This window comes from Pseudomonas synxantha, assembly GCF_900105675.1.
GTDB classification, from domain to species: domain Bacteria; phylum Pseudomonadota; class Gammaproteobacteria; order Pseudomonadales; family Pseudomonadaceae; genus Aquipseudomonas; species Aquipseudomonas synxantha.
In genome coordinates this window covers 4,789,834-4,810,079 of sequence record NZ_LT629786.1, presented here as the reverse complement: position 1 = coordinate 4,810,079, position 20,246 = coordinate 4,789,834, and the positions used below count along the sequence as shown (strand labels likewise).

The 20,246-nt window shown below is 59.7% G+C and carries 23 protein-coding genes; 22 read left to right on the top strand and 1 reads right to left on the bottom strand.

What is annotated here, in order from left to right:
• Positions 1–40: 40 nt before the first annotated feature.
• The 4 genes from yajC to BLU48_RS22240 all read left to right on the top strand — a co-directional run bounded on the left by yajC (position 41) and on the right by BLU48_RS22240 (position 3,899).
• Positions 41–379 carry a preprotein translocase subunit YajC gene (gene yajC / locus BLU48_RS22255; protein ID WP_003175975.1) on the top strand — a complete coding sequence of 113 codons (339 nt, stop codon included), beginning with the start codon at positions 41–43 and terminating at the stop codon, positions 377–379.
• Between the two features lie 62 nt (positions 380–441).
• Positions 442–2,310: a protein translocase subunit SecD gene (secD, locus tag BLU48_RS22250; protein WP_043046811.1), complete on the top strand. Its 1,869-nt coding sequence runs from the start codon at positions 442–444 to the stop codon at positions 2,308–2,310.
• Positions 2,311–2,319: 9 nt separating this feature from the next.
• Complete coding sequence (gene secF, locus BLU48_RS22245) at positions 2,320–3,234, top strand: protein translocase subunit SecF (RefSeq protein WP_043046812.1); 915 nt, start codon at positions 2,320–2,322, stop codon at positions 3,232–3,234.
• Positions 3,235–3,356: 122 nt separating this feature from the next.
• A complete protein-coding gene (locus tag BLU48_RS22240; RefSeq protein ID WP_003194023.1) occupies positions 3,357–3,899 on the top strand; it encodes a glycine zipper 2TM domain-containing protein in 543 nt (180 codons plus the stop codon).
• Between the two features lie 225 nt (positions 3,900–4,124).
• Here the strand turns inward: BLU48_RS22240 and suhB are convergent, their stop codons facing one another.
• Positions 4,125–4,940 (bottom strand): type III secretion system regulator SuhB, encoded by an 816-nt coding sequence (gene suhB, locus BLU48_RS22235; protein WP_005791195.1) that lies wholly within the window; start codon positions 4,938–4,940, stop codon positions 4,125–4,127.
• 145 nt (positions 4,941–5,085) lie between these two features.
• Here suhB and trmJ point away from each other — a divergent pair, with 145 nt between their 5' ends.
• The 18 genes from trmJ to bamB all read left to right on the top strand — a co-directional run bounded on the left by trmJ (position 5,086) and on the right by bamB (position 20,238).
• Positions 5,086–5,856: a tRNA (cytosine(32)/uridine(32)-2'-O)-methyltransferase TrmJ gene (trmJ, locus tag BLU48_RS22230; RefSeq protein WP_057021710.1), complete on the top strand. Its 771-nt coding sequence runs from the start codon at positions 5,086–5,088 to the stop codon at positions 5,854–5,856.
• A 2-nt stretch (positions 5,857–5,858) separates the two neighbouring features.
• Positions 5,859–6,641, top strand: a complete 783-nt coding sequence (gene cysE, locus BLU48_RS22225; protein WP_057021709.1) for a serine O-acetyltransferase — start codon at positions 5,859–5,861, stop codon at positions 6,639–6,641.
• 302 nt (positions 6,642–6,943) lie between these two features.
• Positions 6,944–7,435, top strand: a complete 492-nt coding sequence (gene iscR, locus BLU48_RS22220) for a Fe-S cluster assembly transcriptional regulator IscR (protein ID WP_003194020.1) — start codon at positions 6,944–6,946, stop codon at positions 7,433–7,435.
• 50 nt (positions 7,436–7,485) lie between these two features.
• Entirely contained in the window at positions 7,486–8,700 is a 1,215-nt protein-coding gene (locus BLU48_RS22215) for an IscS subfamily cysteine desulfurase (protein ID WP_003194019.1), read from the top strand.
• Positions 8,701–8,799: 99 nt separating this feature from the next.
• Positions 8,800–9,186, top strand: coding sequence for a Fe-S cluster assembly scaffold IscU (gene iscU / locus BLU48_RS22210; protein ID WP_043046816.1), 387 nt, complete (start codon positions 8,800–8,802; stop codon positions 9,184–9,186).
• A 28-nt stretch (positions 9,187–9,214) separates the two neighbouring features.
• The gene (iscA, locus tag BLU48_RS22205; RefSeq protein ID WP_003209680.1) at positions 9,215–9,538 is read left to right on the top strand and encodes an iron-sulfur cluster assembly protein IscA; all 324 of its coding nucleotides are present in this window, start codon (positions 9,215–9,217) and stop codon (positions 9,536–9,538) included.
• Positions 9,539–9,546: 8 nt separating this feature from the next.
• Positions 9,547–10,068 (top strand): co-chaperone HscB, encoded by a 522-nt coding sequence (hscB, locus tag BLU48_RS22200; RefSeq protein ID WP_043046817.1) that lies wholly within the window; start codon positions 9,547–9,549, stop codon positions 10,066–10,068.
• Positions 10,069–10,119: 51 nt separating this feature from the next.
• Positions 10,120–11,982: a Fe-S protein assembly chaperone HscA gene (gene hscA, locus BLU48_RS22195; protein WP_057021708.1), complete on the top strand. Its 1,863-nt coding sequence runs from the start codon at positions 10,120–10,122 to the stop codon at positions 11,980–11,982.
• 3 nt (positions 11,983–11,985) lie between these two features.
• Complete coding sequence (gene fdx, locus BLU48_RS22190) at positions 11,986–12,327, top strand: ISC system 2Fe-2S type ferredoxin (RefSeq protein WP_057013169.1); 342 nt, start codon at positions 11,986–11,988, stop codon at positions 12,325–12,327.
• Between the two features lie 14 nt (positions 12,328–12,341).
• Entirely contained in the window at positions 12,342–12,542 is a 201-nt protein-coding gene (gene iscX, locus BLU48_RS22185) for a Fe-S cluster assembly protein IscX (RefSeq protein ID WP_057021707.1), read from the top strand.
• Between the two features lie 92 nt (positions 12,543–12,634).
• Positions 12,635–13,060: a nucleoside-diphosphate kinase gene (gene ndk / locus BLU48_RS22180; protein ID WP_003175956.1), complete on the top strand. Its 426-nt coding sequence runs from the start codon at positions 12,635–12,637 to the stop codon at positions 13,058–13,060.
• A 29-nt stretch (positions 13,061–13,089) separates the two neighbouring features.
• Positions 13,090–14,238, top strand: coding sequence for a dual-specificity RNA methyltransferase RlmN (gene rlmN / locus BLU48_RS22175; RefSeq protein WP_005791178.1), 1,149 nt, complete (start codon positions 13,090–13,092; stop codon positions 14,236–14,238).
• 12 nt (positions 14,239–14,250) lie between these two features.
• The gene (gene pilW, locus BLU48_RS22170) at positions 14,251–15,009 is read left to right on the top strand and encodes a type IV pilus biogenesis/stability protein PilW (protein ID WP_057021706.1); all 759 of its coding nucleotides are present in this window, start codon (positions 14,251–14,253) and stop codon (positions 15,007–15,009) included.
• Entirely contained in the window at positions 15,009–15,986 is a 978-nt protein-coding gene (locus BLU48_RS22165; protein WP_057021705.1) for a RodZ domain-containing protein, read from the top strand. The genes pilW and BLU48_RS22165 overlap by 1 nt, the downstream gene beginning before the upstream one ends.
• Positions 15,987–15,988: 2 nt before the next feature.
• Positions 15,989–17,098 carry a flavodoxin-dependent (E)-4-hydroxy-3-methylbut-2-enyl-diphosphate synthase gene (gene ispG / locus BLU48_RS22160; RefSeq protein WP_034115889.1) on the top strand — a complete coding sequence of 370 codons (1,110 nt, stop codon included), beginning with the start codon at positions 15,989–15,991 and terminating at the stop codon, positions 17,096–17,098.
• 23 nt (positions 17,099–17,121) lie between these two features.
• Positions 17,122–18,411, top strand: a complete 1,290-nt coding sequence (gene hisS / locus BLU48_RS22155; protein ID WP_057021704.1) for a histidine--tRNA ligase — start codon at positions 17,122–17,124, stop codon at positions 18,409–18,411.
• A 41-nt stretch (positions 18,412–18,452) separates the two neighbouring features.
• On the top strand, positions 18,453–19,094 hold the full coding sequence (locus BLU48_RS22150) for a YfgM family protein (RefSeq protein ID WP_003194010.1): 642 nt from the start codon (positions 18,453–18,455) through the stop codon (positions 19,092–19,094).
• Positions 19,087–20,238 carry an outer membrane protein assembly factor BamB gene (gene bamB / locus BLU48_RS22145; RefSeq protein WP_057013174.1) on the top strand — a complete coding sequence of 384 codons (1,152 nt, stop codon included), beginning with the start codon at positions 19,087–19,089 and terminating at the stop codon, positions 20,236–20,238. Before BLU48_RS22150 ends, bamB begins: the two co-directional genes overlap by 8 nt.
• Positions 20,239–20,246: the final 8 nt, after the last annotated feature.

Genomic DNA, 20,246 nt, shown 5'->3' with positions numbered 1-20,246 from the left:
TCCCGACCCTAAGATTCACTATTTGCAACTGGAGTGCTAAATGAGCTTTTTTATCTCTAACGCCATGGCTGACGCCGCTGCGCCTGCTGCTGCCGGCCCTATGGGCGGTGGTTTCGAGTGGATTTTCCTGGTCGGCTTCCTGGTCATCTTCTACCTGATGATCTGGCGCCCACAGGCCAAGCGCGCCAAAGAGCAGAAAAACCTGCTGGGCAGCCTGCAGAAAGGCGACGAAGTCGTGACCACTGGCGGTATCGCCGGCAAGATCACCAAGGTTTCCGACGCTTTCGTGGTACTGGAAGTCTCCGACACCGTAGAAATGAAGTTCCAGAAGGGCGCCATCGCCGCCACGCTGCCTAAAGGCACGCTCAAAGCGATCTGAGTAACAACCTTTACCAATCGACGGGGCGCGCAAGGCGCCCCGCGTTATAAGCGGGCGGCGTGATGCTGAACAAATACCCTCTGTGGAAATACGTACTGATCCTGGCGGTGCTGGCGATCGGTTTTATTTATTCCGCTCCCAATCTCTATCCTGATGACCCTGCGATCCAGATCTCTGGCGCCAGCACTTCGCTGCAGGTCAATCAGGCTGACCTGGAACGTGCGAGCAAAGCGCTCAACGACGCGGGTATCCAGGTTAAAGCGGCAACCTTGGCGGCTGGTTCCAAAGGCGGCTTGTTGCGCCTGACCAAGCAAGAAGACCAGTTGCCGGCCAAAGATGTCGTGCGCAAGGTCATGGGTGACGACTACGTCGTTGCGTTGAACCTGGCACAGACCACGCCACAATGGCTGCGCAGCATTGGCGCGCACCCGATGAAGCTGGGTCTGGACTTGTCCGGTGGTGTGCACTTCCTGCTGGAAGTGGACATGGACAAGGCCCTCGATGCGCGCCTGAAAGTCTACGAAGGCGACGTGAAGAGCCTGCTGCGCAAAGAGAAATTGCGTTATCGCAGCCTGCCGCAGCTCAACGGTGCCATCCAGTTGGGCTTTGCTGACGAAGCCTCTCGCGAACAGGCCCGTGCGCTGATCCGCAAGAATTTCAATGATTTCGACATCGTGCCAGCCGACCTCAATGGCCAGGCGGTACTGCGCCTGGCGATGAGCCCGGCCAAGATTGCCGAAATCCGCGAATACTCCATCAAGCAGAACTTGACCACGGTACGTAACCGCGTCAACGAGCTGGGTGTGGCCGAGCCGATCGTGCAGCGTCAAGGCGCCAACCGCATCGTGGTTGAGCTGCCGGGCGTGCAGGACACCGCTGAAGCCAAGCGTATCCTGGGTAAGACCGCCAACCTGGAGTTCCGCCTCGCGGCTGAGCCGGGTGCCACCCGCGCGACCTCCGAAGAGTTCGAGTTCCGCGAAGGCAACCGTCCTCCAGCACTTATCGAGCGTGGCCTGATCATCACCGGTGACCAGGTGACCGATGCCAAGGCCGGTTTCGGCGAGCACGGCACTCCTGAAGTGAACATCCGCCTGGATGGTCACGGCGGCGAACTGATGAGCCGCGCCACGCGCAGCAACGTCGGTCGCAGCATGGCGGTGATCTTCATCGAGCAGCGCCCGGTCACCACCTACACCAAGCAAATGGTCAACGGCGTCGAAAAAGACGTGCCAGTACAGACCTTCAAGGAAGAGAAGAAGATCATCAGCCTGGCGACCATCCAGTCGCCGCTGGGTGCTCAATTCCGCATCACTGGCCTGAACGGCCAGGGCGAGTCGTCCGAACTGGCGCTGTTGCTGCGTGCCGGTGGCCTGGCGGCGCCGATGTACTTCGCTGAAGAGCGTACCATCGGCCCGAGCCTGGGTGCCGACAACATCACCAAAGGTGTCGACGCGGCGCTGTGGGGCATGCTGTTCGTGTCGCTGTTCATCATCGCCATCTATCGCTTCTTCGGCGTCATCGCCACCGTCGCCCTGGCGGGCAACATGGTAATGCTACTGGCCCTGATGTCGCTGCTGGGTGCAACTCTGACCCTGCCGGGTATCGCCGGTATCGTCCTCACCATGGGTATGGCGGTAGACGCCAACGTGCTGATCTTCTCGCGTATCCGTGAAGAGATCGCGGCGGGCATGACCGTACAACGTGCAATCAACGAAGGCTTCGGCCGGGCATTTACCGCGATTCTCGACTCCAACCTGACTACCCTGTTGGTCGGCGGGATTCTCTTTGCCATGGGCACAGGCCCCGTCAAAGGTTTTGCGGTGACCATGTCCCTGGGTATCTTTACCTCGATGTTCACGGCCATCATGGTGACCCGCGCAATGGTCAACCTGATCTTTGGCGGGCGTGACTTCAAGAAGTTGTGGATTTAAGGGGCTGCCATGTTACGTACAATCAACTTCATGGGCGTTCGCAACATTGCGTTCGGCGTCACCGTGCTCCTTACCGTTCTGGCGTTGTTCAGCTGGTTCCATAAGGGCCTGAACTACGGCCTGGACTTCACCGGCGGTACGCTCATCGAGCTGACCTACGAGAAGCCGGCCGACGTTACCCTGGTGCGCGACGAGCTGGTCAAGGCCGGCTATCACGAAGCCGTCGTGCAGAGCTTCGGTGCGACCACCGACCTGCTGGTGCGTATGCCTGGCGAAGACCCGCAACTGGGTCACCAGGTGGCTGAGGCCTTGCAGAAGGTCGGCGGCGACAACCCGGCATCGGTCAAGCGCGTCGAGTTCGTGGGCCCGCAGGTCGGTGAAGAGCTGCGCGACCAGGGCGGCCTCGGCATGCTGATGGCGTTGGTCGGCATCATGATCTACCTGGCCTTCCGTTTTCAGTGGAAGTTCGGTGTCGGCGCCATTGTGTCGCTGATCCACGACGTGATCGTGACCGTGGGTATCCTGGCCTATTTCCAGATCACCTTCGACCTGACCGTATTGGCGGCCGTGCTGGCGATCATTGGTTACTCGCTCAACGACACCATCGTGGTATTCGACCGGGTTCGCGAGAACTTCCGGGTACTGCGCAAGGCGACGTTGATCGAGAACATCAACATCTCCACCACCCAGACCCTGCTGCGGACCATGGCGACCTCGATCTCCACTTTGCTGGCGATTGCTGCGCTGATGATCTTCGGTGGCGACAACCTTTGGGGCTTTTCCCTGGCGCTGTTCATCGGTGTTCTGGCGGGTACCTACTCGTCGATCTACATCGCCAACGTGGTGCTGATCTGGCTGAACCTCAATAGCGAAGACCTGATCCCTCCTGCTGCTACCGACAAGGAGGTCGACGACCGTCCTTGATGGATGTTCGTTGATACGCTGTTACAAAGAAGGCACGAGATTGAACTCGTGCCTTTTTTTTGGCTCCAAGGCTGGGTATAGCGCGGACGTTTCGGTCCGCTTGTGATGGTCAGGAGGTTCATGTGAACAAGTCGTTGCTGGTTGGTGCGGTATTGGGTGCTGTCGGTGTGACTGCCGGGGGCGCTGTTGCCACCTACAGCCTGGTAAAAAGCGGCCCTGAGTATGCGCAAGTGCTGGCGGTGCAGCCGGTGAAAACCCAGATTAAAACCCCTCGTGAGGTCTGCAAGGACGTCACCGTGACCCGGCAGCGTCCGGTGCAGGATCAACATCAAATCGCCGGTACCGTAGTGGGTGCCCTTGCAGGTGGCCTGCTGGGTAACCAGATCGGTGGCGGTAACGGTAAGAAGCTGGCCACCGTGGCCGGTGCAGTTGGTGGTGGCTACGCCGGTAACAAGGTTCAGGAAGGCATGCAGAACCGCGATACCTACACCACCACGCAAACCCGCTGTAACACCGTCAATGACATCAGCGACAAGGTTGTTGGCTATGATGTGCGTTACAACCTGGATGGCAAGGAAGGCACTGTGCGTATGGAGCGTGATCCAGGCAGCCAGATTCCGGTGGATAAGGAAGGGCGTCTGATCCTCGGTCAGAACCAGCAGTAATCCCGGGCCTGGCACTTATTCAAAGCTCTGGTGCAGTTCAAAATGTGGGAGGGGGCTTGCCCCCGATTGCAGTGGGTCAGTACCTGATTAGCTGGCTGACCCGCCGCCATCGGGGGGCAAGCCCCCTCCCACATTTGATATGTATTGCTGCTGATTCACGGGTCTGGCACAAATCCCAGGCATAAAAAAAGCACCCCTGAGGGTGCTTTTTTTGTGCTCGCTCGCTTAACGCTTCAGCGAAGCCGGCAGGTGCGGCTGGATCGCCGTCAGTACGGCCTTGAAGCATTTGGTGTTGCCAGCAACCACGTGGCCTTTCTCAAGGAAGTCGTGACCACCGGTGAAGTCGCTCACCAGGCCGCCAGCTTCCTGGATCAGCAGGGCGCCTGCAGCCATGTCCCACTCGGACAGGCCCGATTCCCAGAATGCATCGAAACGACCCGCGGCGACATACGCCAGGTCCAGGCTGGCTGCGCCCGCGCGCCGGATGCCGGCGGTCTGGCCAACCAGGGCGCGGAACATGCCCAAGTAGTTTTCCAGGTTATCCATCTGGTCGTCACGGAACGGGAAGCCGGTGCCCAGCAGGGCGCCTTCCAGGCTGGTACGACCGCTGACACGCAGGCGACGGCCGTTCAGTTGGGCGCCACGGCCACGGCTGGCGGTGAATTCTTCCTGGCGAACCGGGTCCAGCACAACGGCATGTTCCAGACGGCCACGGTATTTGCAGGCGATGCTCACGGCAAAGTGCGGGATGCCGCGCAGGAAGTTGGTGGTGCCATCCAGTGGGTCGATGATCCACAGGTAGTCTTCGCCTTCGCCGCTACCTTTGTGCAGGCCGGTTTCTTCGCCGAGGATGCCGTGGGTAGGGTAGGCCTTGCGCAGGGCGTCGATGATCTTCTGTTCGGCGGCGCGATCCACCTCGGATACATAATCCTTGGCGTCTTTTTCGTCGACCTTGATGGTATCCAGGCGCTCGATGGAGCGGAAGATCAATTCACTGGCGCTGCGGGCGGCGCGCAGCGCGATATTCAGCATGGGCTGCATGGATGTGTCACCTAAGGTTGTTAAAGAAAGCCGGGCATTCTAGCAGAAACTTTCTTCAGGTGAAGGACGACGTTAGCTTTCATGGCATAACCTTAGGCTGTTCTGTAAGATTTGCTCCCCTTTCCCATGTCCGAGAGCGCCTCCCTTGCTGCAAAACATTCGTGTCGTCTTGGTCAATACCAGTCATCCCGGCAACATCGGCGGGGTGGCGCGAGCCATGAAAAACATGGGGCTGACGCGCCTGGTGCTGGTCGAGCCGCGGGTATTCCCGCACCACGAGGCCGATGCCCGTGCGTCCGGCGCCAATGACATCCTGCAAAGCGCTCAGGTTGTTGCGACGTTGGAAGATGCCTTGGTTGGCTGCAACCTGGTGCTCGGCACCAGCGCCCGTGACCGACGCATCCCCTGGCCGCTGCTGGACCCGCGCGAATGCGGCACCAAAGTGGTGGAAGAAGCTGCCGGTGGCGCTGAGATCGCCCTGGTGTTCGGCCGTGAAGACTCCGGCCTGACCAATGAAGAGCTGCAGCGATGTCATTACCACGTGCACATTCCATCCGACCCTGAATTCAGCTCGCTGAATCTCGGGGCGGCGGTGCAGGTATTGAGTTACGAAGTGCGCATGGCCTGGCTGGCTGCTCAAGGCCAGCCGAGCAAGGTTAAGAAGGATGAAGTCGCATCGACCAAAAGTGGCGAGTTGGCCACCATGGACGAGTTGGAACGCTTCTATGAGCACCTGGAGCAAACCCTGGTAGCCATCGAATTCCTCGATCCTGAAAAGCCAAGGCATTTAATGGCGCGCCTGCGTCGCTTGTACGGTCGCAGCTCGGTGAGCCGGGCTGAGATGAATATATTGCGTGGCATCCTCACGGAAACCCAGAAAGCGGCCCGTGGCGAGCTTCTTAAGCGGAAGGATTAACAATGTTCGAGCGTTTGCGAGAAGACATCCAGAGCGTTTTCCACCGAGACCCGGCGGCGCGCAATGCCTTTGAAGTGCTGACCTGCTACCCGGGCATGCACGCGATCTGGATCCATCGCCTGTCTGCTGTGTTGTGGGGCATGGGCTGGAAATGGCTGGCGCGATTGGTGTCGAACTTCGGTCGCTGGCTGACCGGCATCGAGATTCACCCTGGCGCCAAGGTCGGTCGCCGCTTCTTCATCGACCATGGGATGGGCATCGTGATTGGCGAGACCGCCGAGATTGGTGATGACGTGACGCTTTACCAGGGTGTGACCCTGGGCGGTACCACCTGGAATAAAGGCAAGCGCCACCCGACCCTGGAAAATGGTGTGGTGGTAGGGGCGGGCGCCAAGGTATTGGGGCCATTTACCGTGGGTGCCGGCGCCAAGGTAGGCTCCAATGCCGTGGTAACCAAGGCTGTACCTGCTGGCGCCACCGTGGTGGGCATTCCGGGTCGCATCATCGTCAAGCCGGAAGTCGGCGACGAGCAGGAGGCCAAGCGCAAGGCTATGGCCGAGAAGATCGGCTTCGATGCCTACGGTATCAGCGAAGACATGCCCGACCCGGTGGCTCGCGCCATTGGCCAATTGCTCGACCACCTGCAGGCGGTGGATGGCAAGTTGGACGGCATGTGTGGCGCACTGAAGGACCTGGGCAGCCCCTACTGTGCCAAGGAGTTGCCTGAGTTGCGCGAAGAGGACTTCGCCGAGATCAAGGACGAGGCCGCCACCAAGGCAAGCTGAAGTCCCAAGGCCGCCAGAGATCCCTGTGGGAGGGGGCTTGCTCCCGATAACGGTGGGTCAGCCAGCTGATAAGTGACTGACATTCAGTCATCGGGAGCAAGCCCCCTCCCACATTTTGATCTCCATTGGTCTCGAGATCTCTGCCAGGCCCTGTTCCCGCTGGTCCATCCCACCCCATACTGCTATGATTCGCGCGCCCTTTTTACGGGTAATCCCGACTAAAGCACTAGGTCTTATAGTTGACTTAAATACTCGGGAATCGCATACTTGCTCCCATTCTGAAACACCTTGGTACCTTGTCCATGAGACTGACTACAAAAGGCCGATACGCGGTGACCGCCATGCTTGACCTGGCTTTGCACGCGCAAACTGGGCCGGTGTCCCTGGCCGATATCTCCGAGCGCCAAGGCATTTCCCTGTCTTACCTCGAACAGCTGTTCGCCAAATTGCGCCGCAGCAACCTGGTTTCCAGCGTTCGTGGTCCAGGTGGCGGTTATCAATTGTCCCGCGACATGCAGGGCATCCAGGTAGCCCAGGTGATCGACGCGGTCAACGAATCCGTCGACGCCACCAAGTGCCAGGGCCTGGGTGATTGCCACGCTGGCGACACCTGCCTGACGCACCACTTGTGGTGTGACTTGAGCCTGCAGATCCATGAGTTTTTGAGTGGTATCAGCTTGGCTGATCTTGTGACTCGCCGTGAGGTGCAAGAAGTAGCCCAGCGTCAGGACCAGCGCCGTTGCAACACCAAGGCGCCGCGCCTGGACAAGATCGAAGCGTCCGCCGTCGAGTGACAGCCGCAGAGCTACCGGCACGCCAGCCAGCCTGATTTAGGAGAAAGTCCATGAAATTGCCGATTTACCTTGATTACTCAGCGACCACCCCGGTTGATCCGCGTGTCGCGCAAAAAATGAGCGAATGCCTGCTGGTCGACGGAAACTTCGGCAACCCGGCCTCCCGTTCCCACGTATTCGGCTGGAAGGCTGAGGAAGCTGTGGAGAATGCTCGTCGCCAGGTCGCTGACCTGGTCAATGCCGACCCGCGTGAAATCGTCTGGACCTCCGGTGCTACCGAGTCCGACAACCTGGCTATCAAGGGCGCCGCGCATTTCTACGCGACCAAGGGCAAACACCTGATCACCACCAAGATTGAGCACAAGGCTGTCCTCGACACCATGCGCCAACTGGAGCGTGAAGGTTTCGAGGTCACCTACCTCGAGCCCACCACCGACGGTATCGTCACCCCGGCCATGATCGAAGCCGCGATGCGTGAAGACACCATCCTGGTTTCCGTGATCCACGTGAACAACGAAATCGGCACCATCAACGACATCGCGGCCATCGGCGAGCTGACCCGCTCCAAAGGTGTGTTGCTGCACGTCGACGCTGCCCAGTCCACCGGCAAGGTCGACATCGACCTGTCCAAGCTGAAAGTCGACCTGATGTCGTTTTCGGCCCACAAGACCTATGGCCCTAAAGGCATCGGCGCGCTGTACGTGAGCCGCAAGCCACGCGTGCGCATTGAAGCCACCATGCACGGCGGCGGTCACGAGCGCGGCATGCGTTCGGGCACCCTGGCGACCCACCAGATCGTCGGCATGGGCGAAGCCTTCCGCGTAGCCAAGGAAGACATGGCTGCCGAGAACGTGCGTATCAAGGCCCTGAGCGATCGCTTCTACAAGCAGGTCGAGAACCTTGAAGAGCTGTACATCAACGGCAGCATGACCGCCCGTGTACCGCACAACCTGAATTTGAGCTTCAACTACGTCGAAGGCGAGTCGCTGATCATGGCGCTCAAGGACCTGGCGGTATCGTCCGGCTCGGCCTGCACCTCGGCATCCCTTGAGCCTTCGTATGTATTGCGTGCCCTGGGCCGCAACGACGAACTGGCTCACAGCTCGATCCGCTTTACGTTCGGCCGCTTCACCACCGAAGAGCAAGTCGACTACGCCGCGCAGAAAGTCTGCGAAGCCGTCAACAAGCTGCGCGTTCTGTCGCCGCTGTGGGACATGTACAAAGACGGCGTCGACATTTCCAAGATCGAGTGGGCGGCACACTAACTATAGAAGCCGCCACCCAAGCTCTGTAGGAACGTGGCGGAAAACGCAGGCGTTTCTACAGGGTTCCAGAGCGGCCCTGATGAGTGAGGATTCAGTACCATGGCTTACAGCGAAAAGGTCATCGACCACTACGAAAACCCGCGCAACGTCGGCAAGATGGACGCGCAAGACCCTGATGTCGGCACCGGCATGGTCGGCGCTCCGGCGTGCGGCGATGTGATGCGCCTGCAGATCAAGGTCAACGAACAGGGCATTATCGAAGATGCCAAGTTCAAGACTTATGGCTGCGGTTCGGCCATCGCCTCCAGCTCCCTTGCGACCGAGTGGATGAAAGGCAAGTCCCTGGATGAGGCTGTCACCATCAGCAACACCCAGCTGGCCGAAGAACTGGCCCTGCCGCCAGTGAAAATCCACTGCTCGGTGCTTGCGGAAGACGCCATCAAGGCGGCTGTTCGCGACTACAAGCAGAAGAAAGGCTTGATCTAAGCATTTGGCGACGAGTAAGGAGTCAACGATGGCTATCAGCATGACAGAAGCGGCTGCGCAGCACATTCGCCGCTCCCTGAATGGGCGCGGTAAAGGTGAGGGGATTCGTCTGGGTGTTCGCACCACAGGCTGTTCCGGCCTTGCCTACGTGCTGGAGTTTGTCGACGAGGTGGTTGAAGAGGACCAGGTATTCGAAAGTCACGGCGAGAAAGTGATCATCGACCCTAAGAGCCTGACCTACCTGGACGGCACCGAACTCGATTTCGTCAAGGAAGGGTTGAACGAAGGCTTCAAGTTCAACAACCCCAACGTGCGCGGTGAATGTGGCTGCGGCGAAAGCTTCAACATCTGAGGCTACTCGTGGGTACTCCTTGTCATTTCGCTTTATTCGAGCTGCAGCCGAGCTTTCGCCTGGACCTCGATCAGCTTGCCACGCGCTATCGAGAACTGGCGCGTGGCGTGCATCCGGACCGTTTTGCTGACGCTTCCGAGCGTGAACAACGCCAGGCCCTGGAGCAATCGGCCAGCCTCAACGAAGCCTATCAGACGCTCAAAAGCCCTGCGAAACGCGCGCGCTACCTGCTCGCGATGAACGGTGGTGAGTTGCCGTTGGAAGTCACGGTGCACGATCCGGACTTCCTGATGCAGCAGATGCAGTGGCGCGAAGAGCTCGAAGACTTGCAGGACGAAGCCGATGTGGCGGGTGTCGCGGTTTTCAAGCGTCGTCTGAAAACTGCCCAGGATGAGCTCAACGAAAGCTTCGCAGCCTGTTGGGATGATGCTGCGCAACGCGAGCAGGCTGAACGCCTGATGCGGCGCATGCAGTTCCTCGACAAGCTCACCTACGAAGTGCGCCAGCTAGAAGAGCGCCTCGACGATTAACCCAGTGCTGCCCGTGATGCACGCCTGATAGACAGATAAGACCTGATTACCATGGCTCTACTGCAAATCGCCGAACCCGGCCAAAGCCCTCAACCGCACCAGCGTCGCCTGGCGGTTGGGATTGACTTGGGCACTACCAATTCCCTGGTCGCCGCCTTGCGCAGCGGCCTGTCCGAGCCGCTGCCCGACACCGATGGCCAGGTGATCCTGCCGTCCGCCGTGCGTTATCACGCTGATCGCACCGAAGTCGGTGAATCGGCCAAGCTGGCCGCGTCCTCGGACCCCCTGAATACTGTGCTGTCGGTCAAGCGCTTGATGGGTCGTGGTCTGTCCGACGTCAAGCAATTGGGCGACCAGCTGCCGTACCGCTTTGTCGGCGGTGAATCCCATATGCCGTTCATTGACACCGTCCAAGGGCCTAAGAGCCCGGTGGAAGTGTCGGCCGATATCCTCAAGGTGCTGCGCCAGCGTGCGGAAACCACCTTGGGCGGCGAACTGGTCGGTGCGGTGATCACCGTTCCCGCGTATTTCGATGACGCGCAGCGCCAAGCTACCAAGGATGCGGCGAAACTCGCCGGCCTGAACGTGCTGCGCCTGCTCAACGAGCCGACTGCGGCCGCTGTAGCCTATGGCTTGGATCAGCATGCTGAGGGCCTGGTTGCTATCTATGACTTGGGCGGCGGCACCTTTGATATTTCAATCCTGCGCCTGACCGGCGGCGTCTTTGAAGTGCTGGCCACCGGTGGCGACAGTGCCCTGGGCGGCGATGACTTTGACCACGCCATTGCAGGCTGGATCATCACCAGCGCCGGTTTGTCTGCCGACTTGGACCCAGGCGCGCAGCGTAATCTGCTGCAAACCGCCTGCGCGGCCAAAGAGGCACTGACTGACGCTGCTTCTGTTGAAGTTTGCTACGGTAGTTGGTCGGCACAGCTGACCCGCGAAGCCTTCGATGCGCTAATCGAACCGATGGTCGCTCGCAGCCTCAGGGCGTGTCGCCGTGCCGTGCGTGATTCCGGTGTCGAGTTGGAAGACGTGGCTGCCGTGGTCATGGTCGGCGGTTCCACCCGCGTACCGCGCGTTCGCGAGGCCGTGGCCGAAGCCTTCGGTCGCCAGCCGCTGACTGAAATCGACCCGGATCAAGTGGTCGCCATCGGTGCTGCGATCCAGGCCGATACCCTGGCCGGCAACAAGCGCGACGGTGGCGAACTGTTACTGCTCGACGTGATCCCGTTGTCCCTGGGGCTGGAAACCATGGGCGGCCTGATGGAGAAGGTGATTCCACGCAACACCACCATCCCTGTCGCCCGCGCCCAGGATTTCACCACCTACAAAGACGGCCAGACGGCCATGATGATTCATGTGCTGCAGGGCGAGCGCGAGCTGATCAGCGATTGCCGCTCCCTGGCGCGCTTTGAATTGCGCGGTATCCCGGCCATGGTCGCGGGCGCAGCGAAGATTCGTGTCACCTTCCAGGTCGACGCCGACGGCCTGCTCAGCGTGGCGGCCCGTGAGCTGGGTTCGGGCGTTGAGGCCAGCATCCAGGTCAAGCCGTCCTACGGCCTGACCGACGGCGAAATCGCCAAGATGCTCAAGGACTCGTTCCAGTACGCCGGCGACGACAAGGTCGCCCGTGTGCTGCGTGAGCAGCAAGTCGATGCCCAGCGCCTGCTCGAAGCGGTTCAGGGGGCCCTGGATGCTGACGGTGAGCGCCTGCTGGACGCCGAGGAACGCATGGTCATCGACCTGCAGATGCAGGAGTTGGCCGAACTGATGAAAGGCAACGATGGTTATGCCATCGAGCAGCAGACCAAGCGCTTGTCGCAGGTCACTGACGCCTTTGCCGCCCGCCGCATGGATCAGACGGTGAAAGCCGCACTGGCGGGGCGCAACCTGAATGAAATCGAGGAATAACTGATGCCGCAGGTCACTTTTCTACCGCACGCCGAGCATTGCCCGGACGGCATGGTCGTGGAGGCTGAGACCGGCAAGTCCCTGCTCGACGTCGCGCATGACAACCATATCGAGATCGAAAGTGCCTGTGGTGGCGTGAATGCCTGCACCACTTGTCACTGCATCATTCGTAAAGGTTTCAATAGCCTCAACGAGGCCGATGACCTTGAAGAAGACTATCTTGATAGGGCGTGGGGCCTGGAGCCAACGTCGCGCCTGAGCTGTCAGGCGAAGGTCGGCACCGAAGATCTCACTGTCGAGATTCCGAAATATTCGCTCAACCATGCGGCCGAAGCGCCGCATTGATTCAAGGAACTGTCATGAGCCTGAAATGGGTTGATGTACAAGAAATCGCTATACAACTTGCCGAAGCTCACCCTGAGGTCAATCCTCTTACCGTGAACTTCGTCAAGCTGCGCAACCTCGTAATGGAACTGCCGGATTTTGACGACGTCCCGGATCGGGGTGGCGAAAAGGTCCTGGAGGCGATTCAAGGCCTGTGGATCGAAGAAGCAGACTGAGCCGCCTTTTTACGCAGTTAGGCAATACCCAATAACCCGCGTATAATTCGCGGGTTTAATTTTTCGTAAATTACCGTTTCTGGAGTTACACCATGGCTGTTCAACGTACTTTCTCCATCATCAAGCCTGACGCTGTTGCAAAAAACGTCATCGGCGAGATCACCACTCGTTTCGAAAAAGCCGGCCTGAAGGTTGTAGCTTCGAAACTCAAGCAACTGTCCAAGGCTGAAGCTGAAGGCTTCTACGCTGAGCACAGCGCTCGTGGCTTCTTCGGCGACCTGGTTGCCTTCATGATCTCCGGTCCTGTTGTTGTCCAGGTACTGGAAGGCGAAAACGCTATCGCTCTGAACCGTGAGCTGATGGGCGCTACCAACCCTAAAGAAGCCGCTGCCGGCACCATCCGTGCTGACTTCGCTGAATCCATCGACGCCAACGCTGTTCACGGTTCGGACTCCGAAGCCGCTGCTGCTCGCGAAATCTCGTACTTTTTCGCTGCTACTGAAGTAACCGCTCGCTAAGCATCGGCTTAAAGAGTGAGGGTGAATCCATGACTACATCGACTGTTAAAACCAACCTGCTGGGTCTGACTCAGCCGGAAATGGAGAAATTCTTCGACTCAATCGGGGAGAAGCGTTTCCGTGCCGGTCAGGTAATGAAGTGGATTCACCACTTTGGCGTCGACGATTTCGACGCCATGACGAACGTCAGCAAGGCCCTGCGCGACAAGCTCAAGGCCATTGCCGAAGTGCGTGGTCCCGAGGTTGTCAGCGAGGACATTTCCAGCGACGGCACCCGTAAATGGGTGGTGCGCGTGGCGTCCGGCAGCTGCGTCGAGACCGTGTACATCCCCCAGGGCAAACGCGGCACATTGTGCGTTTCGTCCCAGGCAGGCTGTGCCCTGGATTGCAGTTTTTGCTCCACCGGCAAGCAAGGCTTCAATAGCAACCTCACCGCCGCCGAAGTCATCGGCCAGGTGTGGATTGCCAACAAATCCTTTGGTAGCGTCCCGGCAACCGTCGACCGTGCCATCACCAACGTGGTGATGATGGGCATGGGTGAGCCGCTGCTGAACTTCGACAACGTGATTGCGGCCATGCACCTGATGATGGACGACCTGGGCTACGGCATCTCAAAGCGCCGCGTGACCCTGTCGACCTCCGGTGTGGTCCCGATGATCGATGAGCTGGCCAAGCACATCGACGTCTCCCTGGCGTTGTCGCTGCATGCACCCAATGACGCATTGCGTAACCAATTGGTGCCGATCAACAAGAAGTATCCGCTTAAGATGTTGCTCGAATCTTGCCAGCGCTATATGGCGACCCTGGGCGAGAAGCGCGTGTTGACCATCGAGTACACCATGCTCAAGGACATCAACGACAAGGTCGAGCACGCGGTCGAGATGATCGAACTGCTCAAGAATACCCCGTGCAAGATCAACCTGATTCCGTTCAACCCGTTTCCACATTCTGGCTACGAGCGGCCGAGCAACAACGCTATCCGTCGTTTCCAGGATCAACTGCACCAGGCCGGCTACAACGTCACCGTGCGCACCACCCGTGGTGAAGACATCGACGCCGCCTGTGGTCAATTGGTAGGGCAGGTGATGGATCGCACCCGCCGCAGCGAACGTTATATCGCCGTGCGCGAACTTAACGCCGCTGAAGATTTGCCGCAAATTGCTGTGAATCGAATCTGAGAGAGGACCTCTATGCCCTTGCGCCTTGCGCTGCTTTTACTGGTTACCGGCCTTGTGGCCGGTTGCGTTTCATCGGGCCATGTCAGCCCTTTGCAAACGGATAAAGGCCGTGATGAGGCGCGAGTTGCCTATGTGCAGCTGGGCTTGGGGTACCTGCGCCAAGGCATGAGCGAGCAGGCCAAGGTGCCGTTGAAAAAGGCCCTTGAGCTGGACAACGATGATGCCGACGCCAATGCCGCACTGGCCCAGGTATTCCAGGCCCAGGCCGAGCCTGAACTGGCCGACCGCTATTTCCACAAGGCCCTGGCTTCACGCCCTGCCGACCCACGGCTGCTGAACAACTACGGCAGTTTCCTGTTCGAGCAGAAGCGTTATGACCTGGCGTCGCGTTATTTCCAGCAGGCTGCCGTCGATACCCTTTACCCGGGGCGTTCGCGGGTGTTCGAGAACCTCGGGGTGACCTCGATGCATCTCGGCCAGCGTGAAAATGCACGCCAGCACCTTGAAAAAGCCTTGCACCTGAACAGCCGCCAGCCACGGGCATTGCTCGAAATGGCTGAGTTGTCGTACGAAGACAGGCATTATGTGCCGGCACGAGACTATTACGAGCGTTTTAGCCTGCTCAGCGGGCAAAATGCACGTAGTCTATTGCTCGGTGTGCGCCTGGCGACGGTTCATGAAGAACACGACACGGCCGCACGTTTTGGCCAGCAACTCGAACGACTCTATCCCGGTACGCCGGAATATCAGCAATACCTGTCGGAGCAATGATGAAAGCCGCGCACCCGGAAGATGTAGCAGCTAATCGCGTAAACCCAGGCGAAACCTTGCGTCAGGCCCGCGAAAGCAATGGTTGGACGCTGGCGGAAGTGGCCCTCAAGCTCAATTTGACCAGCACGTCCCTGGCCAACCTGGAAGCCGGCGCGTTCGACAAGCTGCCCGGGCATACGTTTGCCCGCGGCTATATCCGCGCCTATGCCAAATTGCTGGGGATCGACCAGACCGTGCTGGTGCAGGAATTCGACCAGTTCACCGGTACCGACTCCCAGGGCAGTAACGTCCATGGCCTGGGGCGCATCGAAGAACCAACTCGGGTTTCCCATACGATTTTGCGAATTGTCAGCCTGTTACTGCTGATTGCCGTGATTGGCGGCGGTTTCGTCTGGTGGCAAGACCAGGCTTCCCAACGCAGCAAAGACCTGACCAGCAACGCCATGGAGCACGTCGAAGTCGAAAGCGCCGACGGCACTACCCAGATTCATCCGCTGGATGAGCCGGAAGACCAGGCCGTTGCAGAAGGGCAAACCACGCCGCAAGCGCCGGCCACGGCTGAACAGCCTGTGCCAGAAACCGCCACGGCACCGGCTGCGACGCCTGCGGTGCCGGCTCCAGCGACTCCGACAGCGCCTGTGGCCCAGGCCCCGGCCGCACCGACACCTGCCCCCGCGGCAGCCGCACCGACAGCGCCGGCGATGTCGCCTCCCACCACCCCAGCGTTGATCGCCGGTGATGGGCGCGTACAGATTACCTTCATCGCTGACTGCTGGACGCAGGTCACCGATGGCAACGGCAAAGTGCTGTTCAGCGGTTTGAAGCGTAAGGGAGATACGCTGGACCAGGGCGGCAAGCCTCCTTTGACGCTGCGTCTGGGCTTTGCCCGTGGCGCGCAAGTGGCCTACAACGGCCAGCCTGTAGACGTGGCGCCGTTCACCAGTGGCGAGACTGCTCGCCTCAAGTTGGGACAATAGTCATGCACGGCGAATCTCCAATCAAACGTCGCGTATCGCGCAAGATCTGGGTCGGCTCTGTGCCGGTGGGCGGCGATGCCCCCATTGCAGTTCAAAGCATGACCAACAGCGACACCAACGATGTGGCAGCTACCGTGGCCCAGATCAACCGTCTGGAAGCGGCCGGTGTGGACATCGTGCGGGTTTCCGTACCGGATATGGATGCCGCCGAGGCTTTCGGCCGTATCAAGCAGCTGGTCAAGGTGCCGTTGGTTGCCGACATTCACTTCGATTACAAGATCGCGTTGCGCGTCGCCGAGTTGGGCGTGGATTGCCTGCGTATCAACCCGGGCAATATCGGTCGCGAAGACCGTGTGCGCGCCGTGGTGGATGCTGCCCGTGATCGTGGTATCCCGATCCGCATCGGTGTCAACGCCGGTTCCCTGGAAAAAGACCTGCAGAAAAAATACGGCGAGCCGACGCCGGCGGCCCTGGTCGAGTCGGCACTGCGCCACGTTGAGCACCTCGAACGCCTGAATTTCCAGGACTTCAAGGTCAGCGTAAAGGCCTCCGACGTGTTCATGGCGGTAGAAGCCTACCGCCTGCTGGCCAAGGAAATCGTGCAGCCGTTGCACCTGGGTATCACCGAAGCGGGCGGTTTGCGCTCAGGCACAGTGAAATCTGCCGTGGGTCTCGGTATGCTGCTCGCCGAAGGGATTGGCGATACTATCCGCATCTCCCTGGCGGCAGACCCCGTAGAGGAAGTGAAGGTCGGTTACGACATTCTCAAGTCCCTGCGCTTGCGTTCCCGTGGTATCAACTTCATTGCCTGCCCGAGCTGCTCGCGGCAGAACTTCGACGTGGTGAAAACCATGAACGATCTGGAGTTGCGCCTCGAAGACCTGCTGGTGCCGCTGGATGTCGCAGTGATCGGTTGTGTGGTCAACGGGCCGGGCGAAGCCAAGGAGGCCCATGTGGGCCTGACTGGCGGTACGCCGAACCTGATTTACATCGACGGCAAGCCGTCGCAGAAACTGACGAATGACAATCTGGTGGATCAGCTGGAAAAGCTGATCCGCGAGAAAGCGGCCGAGAAGGTCGCCGCTGACGCAGCGCTGATCGCTCGCGGCTGATTGAACGAATTTAAGGATTTGATGTGAGCAAGTCTCTGCAAGCCATTCGTGGCATGAACGACATCCTGCCGGAGCAGACGCCACTGTGGCGCTACTTCGAGAGCACGGTCGCGCGCCTGTTGGATAACTACGGTTACAAGCAGATCCGCATGCCGATCGTCGAGTTCACCGAGCTGTTCAAGCGCTCCATCGGTGAAGTGACCGACATCGTCGAAAAAGAGATGTACACCTTCGAAGACCGCAACGGCGACTCCCTGACCCTGCGTCCGGAAGGCACTGCTGCGTGCGTGCGCGCCGTACTTGAGCATGGCATCACCGGCGGTGGCCAGACCCAGAAGCTCTGGTACATCGGCCCGATGTTTCGCCACGAGCGCCCGCAGAAAGGTCGCTATCGACAGTTCCACCAGATCGGTTGCGAAGTCTTCAACCTTGACGGTCCGGACATCGATGCCGAGCTGATCGTACTGACCTGGCGCCTGTGGGGCCAGTTGGGCATCCGCGATGCGGTCAAGCTCGAACTCAACAGCCTGGGCACCAGCGAGTCCCGGGGCCGCTATCGCGAAGCCCTGGTCGAGTACCTGTCCGCGCACTTGGACAAATTGGACGAAGACAGCCAGCGCCGTCTGAAGACCAACCCGTTGCGCGTGCTGGACACCAAGAACGCCGACACCCAGGCCGTGCTGGTCGATGCGCCAAAGATGGCCGACTACCTGGACGACGAATCCCGCGTGCACTTCGAGGGCCTTAAGGCTCGCCTGGATGCCGCGGGTATTCCCTACGTGATCAACCCGAAACTGGTGCGTGGCCTCGATTACTACAGCAAGACCGTGTTCGAGTGGGTCACCGACAAACTCGGCGCCCAGGGTACCGTGTGTGCCGGTGGTCGCTACGACGGCCTGGTGGAGCAAATGGGTGGCAAGCCGACCCCGGGCGTAGGTTTTGCCATGGGCATTGAGCGGCTGATCCTGCTGCTCGAAACCCTCGAGCAGGTGCCCGAAGAGATTTCCCGTCAGGTGGATGTGTACCTGTGCGCCTTTGGCGAGGCCGCCGAACTGGCTGCCCTGGCCTTGAGCGAAAAAGTGCGCGACCAACTGCCGAACCTGCGGCTGCAGATCAATGCCGGCGCCGGTAGCTTCAAAAGCCAGTTCAAGAAGGCCGACAAGAGCGGTGCGCTGTATGCGCTGATCCTCGGCGATGATGAGCTGGGCCAGCAAGTGATAGGTTTCAAACCCCTGCGTGGCCAGGGCGAACAACAGAACATTGCCTTTGATGCGCTCGCTGCGCACTTGGCCACCTGCGTCGTGCAGGGTTGAAGCTGTCGAACAGCCGAATTTAGCGATTAAGGAGTATTGGGGTGTCGAGTACTGATGATGAGCAACTGGCCGAGTTCAAGGACTGGTGGCAGCGTAACGGCAAGCCCCTGGTCACTGGCGGCCTGCTGGCGTTAGTGGTGGTGTTCGGCTGGCAAGCCTGGACCAAGTATCAGGCCAACCAGTCCCAGGGCGCCTCGATCGTTTATCAGCAATTGCTGGAAACTACCCTGACGCCGGACGGCAAGCCTGACCCCGCGCAGGTTGCAGACCTGGCCGGCAAGCTGAAGAACGAATTCGGCGGCAGCACTTACGCCCAGTACGGTAGCCTGTTCGTCGCGAAAGTCGCGGTCGACACCGGCAAGCTGGATGACGCCGCCACCGAACTGAAGGCCATCGCCGACAAGCCGACCAACCCGACCCTGGGTGAAATCGCACGTCAGCGCCTGGCACAGGTATTGGCGGCACAGAACAAGGCTGACGAAGCACTCAAACTGCTCGACGGCGATGCTGACAAGGCATTCGTGGCCACTCGCGAAGAGCTCAAGGGCGACCTGTTGGTCCAATTGGGTCGTACCGACGAAGCCCATGCTGCGTACCAAAAAGCCAAGGCGGCGCTGTCTGATGAAGCGGCGGTCGGTGGCTTACAAATCAAGCTCGACGACTTGGCCAAAGGGGATGCGTGACGTGATCCGTTGGAAACATGCAGCATTGCTGGCTCTGGCCGTTTTGGCCGCGGGTTGCAGCAGCAACAGCAAAAAAGAACTGCCGCCTGCCGAGCTGACCAGCTTCAAGGAAGAAGTGGTCCTGCAAAAGCAATGGAGCCGCTCCGTCGGTGATGGTCAGGGCGACCTCTACAACCTGTTGCAGCCGGCTATTGACGGCGACAACATCGTCGCCACCGACTCCACCGGCGTCGTCATTGCCATGGATCGCATGAATGGCGATGTGAAGTGGAAAAAAGACCTCGAACTGCCGGTTTCCGGTGGTGTGGGCGTCGGCTACGGCATGGTTCTGATCGGCACGCTCAAAGGTGATGTGGTCGCACTCGACTCCAGCACCGGCGAAGAGAAATGGCGCGCTCGCGTGACCAGTGAAGTGCTCTCGGCACCTGCGACCAACGGCGATATCGTCGTGGTACAAACCCAGGATGATCGCGTGATCGGCCTGGAGGCCTCCACCGGCGACCAGCGTTGGTTGTACGACAGCACTCCGGCGGTGTTGACCCTGCGCGGTACCAGTGGTCCGATTGTGACCAACAACCTCGCCGTTGCCGGCCTGTCGACCGGTAAAGTGGTCGCCCTGAATACCCAGAACGGCGTGCCGGCCTGGGAAACCCGTGTGGCTATCCCACAAGGTCGTTCCGAGCTGGATCGCGTCGTGGACATCGACGGTGGCTTGCTGCTGTCGGGTGAAACCCTTTATGTCGCCACCTATCAGGGCCGTGTTGCCGCGCTGGACCTGCAAAGCGGTCGCGTCAACTGGCAGCGTGATGCTTCCAGCTATGCGGGTGTCGCCCAAGGGTTTGGCAGCGTCTATGTGAGCCTGGCCTCCGGCACGGTTGAAAGCGTCGATGAGCGTTCCACCACCGCACTGTGGAGCAACGACTCACTGGCTCGCCGTCAACTGTCGGCTCCGGAAGTTTTCTCCAGCTACGTAGCGGTAGGTGACTTCGAAGGTTACCTGCACCTGCTGAGCCAGGTGGACGGTCGCTTTGTGGGTCGCCAGCGTATTGACAGCGACGGCCTGCGTGCACGCCCGCTGGTGGTAGGTAACATGCTTTATGTGTATGGCAACGGCGGCACGCTGGAAGCCCTGACCATCAAGTAAGAACTATG

Excerpts from the sequence above, each read along its gene's own strand:
- yajC (WP_003175975.1), top strand. The coding sequence starts at position 41 with ATGAGCTTTTTTATCTCTAACGCCATGGCTGACGCCGCTGCGCCTGCT.
- secD (WP_043046811.1), top strand. The coding sequence starts at position 442 with ATGCTGAACAAATACCCTCTGTGGAAATACGTACTGATCCTGGCGGTG.
- secF (WP_043046812.1), top strand. The coding sequence starts at position 2,320 with ATGTTACGTACAATCAACTTCATGGGCGTTCGCAACATTGCGTTCGGC.
- suhB (WP_005791195.1), bottom strand. The coding sequence starts at position 4,940 with ATGCAGCCCATGCTGAATATCGCGCTGCGCGCCGCCCGCAGCGCCAGT.
- cysE (WP_057021709.1), top strand. The coding sequence starts at position 5,859 with ATGTTCGAGCGTTTGCGAGAAGACATCCAGAGCGTTTTCCACCGAGAC.
- iscR (WP_003194020.1), top strand. The coding sequence starts at position 6,944 with ATGAGACTGACTACAAAAGGCCGATACGCGGTGACCGCCATGCTTGAC.
- BLU48_RS22215 (WP_003194019.1), top strand. The coding sequence starts at position 7,486 with ATGAAATTGCCGATTTACCTTGATTACTCAGCGACCACCCCGGTTGAT.
- iscU (WP_043046816.1), top strand. The coding sequence starts at position 8,800 with ATGGCTTACAGCGAAAAGGTCATCGACCACTACGAAAACCCGCGCAAC.
- iscA (WP_003209680.1), top strand. The coding sequence starts at position 9,215 with ATGGCTATCAGCATGACAGAAGCGGCTGCGCAGCACATTCGCCGCTCC.
- hscA (WP_057021708.1), top strand. The coding sequence starts at position 10,120 with ATGGCTCTACTGCAAATCGCCGAACCCGGCCAAAGCCCTCAACCGCAC.
- fdx (WP_057013169.1), top strand. The coding sequence starts at position 11,986 with ATGCCGCAGGTCACTTTTCTACCGCACGCCGAGCATTGCCCGGACGGC.
- iscX (WP_057021707.1), top strand. The coding sequence starts at position 12,342 with ATGAGCCTGAAATGGGTTGATGTACAAGAAATCGCTATACAACTTGCC.
- ndk (WP_003175956.1), top strand. The coding sequence starts at position 12,635 with ATGGCTGTTCAACGTACTTTCTCCATCATCAAGCCTGACGCTGTTGCA.
- rlmN (WP_005791178.1), top strand. The coding sequence starts at position 13,090 with ATGACTACATCGACTGTTAAAACCAACCTGCTGGGTCTGACTCAGCCG.
- pilW (WP_057021706.1), top strand. The coding sequence starts at position 14,251 with ATGCCCTTGCGCCTTGCGCTGCTTTTACTGGTTACCGGCCTTGTGGCC.
- BLU48_RS22165 (WP_057021705.1), top strand. The coding sequence starts at position 15,009 with ATGAAAGCCGCGCACCCGGAAGATGTAGCAGCTAATCGCGTAAACCCA.
- ispG (WP_034115889.1), top strand. The coding sequence starts at position 15,989 with ATGCACGGCGAATCTCCAATCAAACGTCGCGTATCGCGCAAGATCTGG.
- bamB (WP_057013174.1), top strand. The coding sequence starts at position 19,087 with ATGCGTGACGTGATCCGTTGGAAACATGCAGCATTGCTGGCTCTGGCC.